Annotated in this window: 4 protein-coding genes and 1 pseudogene; all 5 read left to right on the top strand. The window is 75.5% G+C overall.

Annotated elements, in window-relative coordinates:
* The first annotated feature begins 9 nt into the window (after nt 1–9).
* Nucleotides 10–492: an ATP-binding protein gene (locus tag ACFWUQ_RS19305; protein ID WP_384539239.1), complete on the top strand. Its 483-nt coding sequence runs from the start codon at nt 10–12 to the stop codon at nt 490–492.
* A gap of 98 nt (nt 493–590) precedes the next feature.
* Nucleotides 591–3,305 (top strand): class III lanthionine synthetase LanKC, encoded by a 2,715-nt coding sequence (lanKC, locus tag ACFWUQ_RS19310; protein ID WP_384539240.1) that lies wholly within the window; start codon nt 591–593, stop codon nt 3,303–3,305.
* Complete coding sequence (locus ACFWUQ_RS19315) at nt 3,292–3,426, top strand: SapB/AmfS family lanthipeptide (protein WP_376196603.1); 135 nt, start codon at nt 3,292–3,294, stop codon at nt 3,424–3,426. The genes lanKC and ACFWUQ_RS19315 overlap by 14 nt, the downstream gene beginning before the upstream one ends.
* Before the next feature lie 67 nt (nt 3,427–3,493).
* The gene (locus ACFWUQ_RS19320; protein WP_384539243.1) at nt 3,494–5,350 is read left to right on the top strand and encodes an ABC transporter ATP-binding protein; all 1,857 of its coding nucleotides are present in this window, start codon (nt 3,494–3,496) and stop codon (nt 5,348–5,350) included.
* Nucleotides 5,347–6,000 (top strand): annotated as a pseudogene (locus ACFWUQ_RS19325) (ABC transporter ATP-binding protein); the annotation flags it as partial. The gene ACFWUQ_RS19320 and the pseudogene ACFWUQ_RS19325, both read left to right, overlap by 4 nt.

Genomic DNA, 6,000 nt, shown 5'->3' on the forward strand with positions numbered 1-6,000 from the left:
ACAGTGAATATGACGGTAGCGATTACGGGCGATCCTCCGACCACGGGGGCGCCGGTCACGGGGCAGAGCCGCCGGCTCTTCCTGCGGAACATCCGGGGCGCGGTCGCCAAGGGCCGCGCGTTCACCCGCCAGACCCTCCGGGACTGGGGCTGGGACCGCCACGAGAGCGCCGAGGACGTCCTCCTCGTCGTGTCCGAGCTGGTGACCAACGCCGCCCTGCACGCGGGCGGCTGCCACGAGCTCGTACTGACCGCCGGGGAGAGCCTGCGCATCGACGTCCTCGACGGGGCCGACGCGGCCCCCCGACCCCTGACCGCGCGTCGGCCGGGCGCCCTCGGCGGCCACGGCCTGCACATCGTGCAGCGGCTCTCGGACCGCTGGGGCTCCACCACCCACGGCGCGGGCAAGGCCGTCTGGGCGGAGTTCGACGCGTACCGGCTCGCCACCGGCCACCGGAACCCGCAACGGGGCCTCGCCGCCCACCACTTGTGACTCATGAGTACTGCACACCCCGGCGGTGACAACGGTGACTGTTGCCGCCTCCGCCGGGCGTGACACGGTCGGGTCTGTCACCGACCGAGGGAGCAGGAGTGAACAAGGGGTACGCCGCTTTCTGCGACGCAGACCGCTGGTTCTACGACGCGCCGTACCGCCGGACCGGCGAGAGCTATCCGGCCGCGCTCGCCCCCGTCCCTTCCGGTTGGCGCTCGCACCGGAGCGGCGACTGGCTCGCCCTGCGGCCCGTCGGTACCGAACTGCCCTCCCAGGGCTGGAAGATCCACGTGTCGGCCACCCTCGACAACGCCGAGTCGGTGCTGACGACGGTGTACGAGTACTGCACCGCCCGGCGCATCGCCTTCAAGTTCGTCCCGAGCCGGTACCTGCTGCACCTGCGCAACGCCAAGTACGCCGCCCGCGCGGCCAGCGGGAAGTTCATCACCGTCTACCCGGCCGACGAGCAGCAGTGCCGCCGCATCGCCGAGGACCTCGACGCCGCACTCGCGGGGGCTGCCGGCCCGTACATCCTCAGCGACCTGCGCTGGGCCGCCGGACCGGTCCACCTGCGGTACGGCAGCTTCACCCTGCGGCACTGCTACGACGAGCGCGGCGAGCTGGTCCCGGCGATCGAGGCCCCGGACGGGCGCCTCGTACCGGACCAGCGCGGGCCGGCCTTCCAACCGCCCGAGTGGCTCGACCTCCCCGACTTCCTCGCACCCCACCTCGCCGCGCGCTCCGCGGTCAACCTGGCCGGCCTCCCCTACACCGTGGAGCGGGCCCTGCACTTCTCCAACGGCGGCGGCGTCTACGTCGGCAAGGACAGCCGAACCGGCGAGACCGTGGTCCTCAAGGAGGCCCGCCCGCACGCCGGCCTCGCCGCCGACGGCGCCGACGCGGTAACCCGGCTGCACCGCGAACAGGCCGCACTGGAAAGACTGGACGGCCTGGACTGCGTCCCCGCCGTCCGCGGGACGTTCACGGTCGGTGACCACCACTTCCTGGTGCTGGAACACCTCGCCGGCAAACCGCTCAACACCTACTTCGCCCGCCGCCACCCGCTGATCGAGGCGGATCCCGACCCCGCGGAGCTCGCCTCGTACACCGACTGGGCGCTCACGATCCACCGGCGGGTCACGGAAGCCGTCGACGCGGTGCACGCCCGCGGAGTGGTGTTCAACGACCTGCACCTCTTCAACATCATGGTGGCGGAGGACGAGTCGGGCGAACCCTCGGTCGCGCTGCTGGACTTCGAGGCCGCCGCGCACGTCGACGAGGGCCTGCGCCAGACCGTGGCCAACCCGGCCTTCGTCGCGCCCGCCGACCGGCGCGGGTTCTCCGTCGACCGCTACGCCCTCGCCTGCCTGCGGCTCGCCCTCTTCCTTCCCCTGACCAGCCTGCTGGTCCTGGACCGGGCCAAGGCCGCGCATCTCGCCGCCGTCGCCGCTGAGCAGTTCCCCGTACCGCGCGGCTTCCTCGACGAGGCGGTCGAGGAGATCCTGGCCGGCGCACCCCAGGGCATACCCCACGGCGCACCGCCGACCGCACCGCGAGGTACGTCGCCGACCGTTCCGCGAGGTACATCGCACGGCACCGGCGCCCGCCCGCCCGCGCCCGCCGATCCGTACCTGCCCGTCGCGCCGGGGGAGTGGCCGGCCGCCCGGACCTCGATGGCCGCCGCGCTGCGCGCCAGCGCCACCCCCGACCGCGAGGACCGCATGGTCCCGGGCGACATCGCCCAGTTCGCCACCGCCGGCGGAGGCGTCGGCTTCGGCCACGGCATCGCCGGAGTGCTCCACGCCCTCGCCGAGACCGGAGCCGAACCCTGGCCCGAGGCCGAGGAATGGCTGCTCGACCGGACCGCCGAGCCGGACTCCGGCACACCGCTCGGCTTCTACGACGGCCTGGCCGGCACCGCCTGGACCCTGCACCGGCTCGGCCACCACGACCGCGCCCTCGACCTCGTCGAGCAGCTGCTGCGCCAGCCCTGGGAGAGCACGGGGCCCGACCTGCACAGCGGACTGGCCGGCATCGGCCTGGCCCTGGACGCGCTCGGCACCGCGAGCGGCGACAGCCGGCTCCACGCGGCGGCCCTGCGCTGCGCCGACCTGCTCACCCGACCCGAGCAGCGGCCCACCCGGGCCGGACTGCTCCACGGCCACTCCGGCCCAGCCCTGCTCCTCGTGCGACTGTACGAGCGCACCGGCGACAAGGAACTCCTCGTCCAGGCCGCCCACGCGCTCCGCCGCGACCTCGACCGCTGCGTCACGAGCGCGTACGGCACCTTGCAGGTGAACGAGGGCTGGCGCACGATGCCGTACCTCGGCGAGGGCAGCGTCGGCATCGGCATGGTCCTCGACGACTGGCTGGAGCACGCACCGGACGAGCGCTTCGAACAGGCCCGGCGCGAGATCGTACGGGCGGCGCAGGCGACCTTCTACGCCCAGCCCGGCCTCATGCGGGGCGCCGCCGGCATGATCCTCCACCTGGCCCGGACCACCACCCCGGGCCCCGGCACCGGGCCCGACGCCATCACCCGCCAGATCGACGCACTGGCCCGGCACGCCGTGCCGTACCAGGGGCATCTGGCCTTTCCCGGCGAGCAGATGATGCGGCTGTCCATGGATCTCACCACGGGCACCGCCGGCGCTCTCCTCGCCCTCGGCAGTGCGGCCCCCCACGGGCGCGCGCACCTGCCGTTCCTCCCGCCGCTGCGCGATCGCGCGGCGGCCCCAGAGCCGGTCCCGTCCGGGGCCGTGACCCATCGCACCACTCAAGAGAAGAAGAGGAACCGACATGACGCTTCTTGACCTGCAGTCGATGGAGACCCCGAAGGAAGAGACCACCGAGGCCGCGATGACGGGCGGCGGCAGCCGTGCCAGCCTGCTGCTCTGCGGTGACAGCAGCCTGAGCGTCACGACCTGTAACTGACCGGGTCGCCCCGGGCCCGGGCGGTTCGCCGCCCGGGCCCGCACCACTTCACTGGAGGCATCCGCCGATGAGCCGTCCCGACGCCGAGGCCGACTCGGCACGGGCGTCGGCCGCCGCACAGGCCGCCGACAGGGAGCTCGTGGCGGCGGCCCGGCACAGCGGCGGACGCACCGCCGCCGTCCTCGGATGCGCGCTCGCGGCCGCCGCGGCCGCCCTCGCCGAACCGGCCGTCCTCGGCCACACCCTCGACCTGCTGCTCAGCGGATCCCCATCGGCTCCCGCCTGGACACTGCTGTGCGCCGCGGTCATCGCGGCCGAGGTCCTGCTGGACGCGGCCGCCGCACGCCTGACCGGCGTGGTCGACGGCCGCACCACCGCCCGACTGCGCCGGCTCGCACTCGCCGGCCTGCTGCGGACCGCCCCGCACCACGCGGCCCGCCACGCACCCGGCGACACCGCCGCGCGGTTGACGGCACACGCCACCGAGGCGGGGAAGACCCCGGCCGCAGTCGCCCACGCCGTCGCCGCGCTGCTGCCGCCGCTCGGCGCCGTGATCGCCCTCTTCCTGATCGACCTGTGGGCGGCGCTCGCCTTCCTGGCGGGCGTCCCGCTACTCCTCCTCCTGCTGCGGGCCTTCGCCCGCGACACCCACACCAGCGTCGCCCGCTACCAGCAGGTGCAGCTCGCGACCGCCGGCCGCCTCGTCGAGGCACTGGCCGGTGCGCGCACGATCGCCGCCGCCGGCACCGCCGACCGCGAACGCGCCCGCATCCTCGCCCAGTTGCCCGCGCTCGGCGCCGAGGGCAGGCGGATGTGGCAGATCTACGGCGGCACGACGGCCCGCTCCACCGCCCTCATGCCGATGCTGCTGTACGTGGTGCTCGCCGTCGGCGGCGTCCGCCTGTCGGCCGGGGCCATCGGGGTCGGCGAACTGCTCGCCGCCCTGCGGTACGCCGCCCTCGCGGCCGGCATCGGCGCCGTGACCGGCGGGCTCGCCGCCGTCGTCCGCGGCCGGTCCGCCGCCCGCCGGACCGCCGAGCTCCTCACCCTGCCCGTACTCGGCCACGGCCGGACCGAACTGCCGCAGGACGGACCCGGCACCCTGGAACTGCGCGACGTACGGCTCGTGCGTGGTGGATCCGCGGTCCTGCGCGACATCAGCCTGGTGGTCCCCGGAGGCAGCACGGTGGCCGTGGTGGGCCGGTCCGGCGCCGGGAAGACACTGCTCGCCGCCGTGGCCGGCCGGCTCACCGACCCCGACGCGGGCCAGGTGCTCCTGGACGGGGTGCCCCTGCGGGAGATGACCGCCGCGGCGCTGCGCCGCGAGATCGTGCACGCCTTCGACCGGCCCGTGCTGTTCGGGGACACGGTCGCCGACGCGATCGCGTTCGGACCGGGTACCGGCCCCGCCCCGGAAGCGGTGCGCGCCGCCGCCCGGGCCGCCGGCGCCGACCTGTTCGTACGGCGGCTGCCCGAGGGGTACGACACGCCGCTCGCCGAGGCCCCGATGTCCGGCGGCGAACGCCAACGGCTGGGGCTTGCACGGGCGTTCTGCCACGCGGGCCGGCTCCTGGTACTGGACGACGCCACCTCCAGCCTCGACACCGTCACGGCCCGCCAGGTCGAGCGCGCGCTCGACCGGGAGGTCCGGCCGGGCACCCGGATCGTGATCGCGCACCGGCTCTCGTCCGCCGCCCGCGCCGACCTCGTCGTATGGCTGGAGGACGGGCGGGTCCGGGCGGTCGGCACCCACGACGAGCTGTGGCGGCGCGACCCCGCCTACCGCACGGTGTTCGCCGCCGGCGCGGAACCTGACGCCGGAGCCGAGGCCGCCACGGAAACGGGAGCCGCGTCGGATCCGGATCCGGTCGCGGATCCGGACGACCGCCGCGCACCGCCGGGCAGGCAGGAGGCGGCGCGGTGACCGGGACCGAGACCGAGACCGAGACCTGGCGCCGGGTGGCGCCCGAGGGCCGGCGCTTCCTGCGCGGCCGCAAGCGCGCCCTCGCGCGCCTGGCGGGGTGGTCACTCCTGGAATCCGCGCACACTTTCCTCGGCGGCTACGGTGTCGCCCGCGCCCTCGACGACGGCTTCCTCGCCGGCCGTACCGGCACCGGTCTCGCCTGGCTGGGCGCCGCCGGGGTGGGAGCGCTGCTCGGCGGCTTCGCGCTGCGCGGGGTGTTCGGCGGACTCGCGGACCTGGTGGAGCCGCTGCGGGACGGCCTGGTGCGGCGGACGGTGCGCCACGCGCTCGACCGCGCGGTCGCCGACCCGGCGCGCGGAGCCGATACGGGCGCGGTCTCCCGGCTGACCCAGCAGACGGAGATGGCCAGGGACTCCTTCGCGGGACTGGTCCTGACGACCCGTTCCTTCGTGTTCACCGCCGTCGGCGCCCTCGCCGGCATGGCGGCCCTGGCCCCCGTACTGCTGCTGGTCGTGCTGCCCCCCCTGCTGCTGGGCGTGGGGGGGGGGGGGGGCCCCCCGCGGCCCCCGGCGGGCCGGGCGCGCCCGGGCCCGGGCAAGGGCGAGGCGCGGGGCGCCCCGGGGGGGGGCCCGGGGGGGGGGGGGGGGGCC

The sequence above is a fragment of the Streptomyces sp. NPDC058662 genome (assembly GCF_042716255.1).
Taxonomy (GTDB): Bacteria; Actinomycetota; Actinomycetes; order Streptomycetales; family Streptomycetaceae; genus Streptomyces.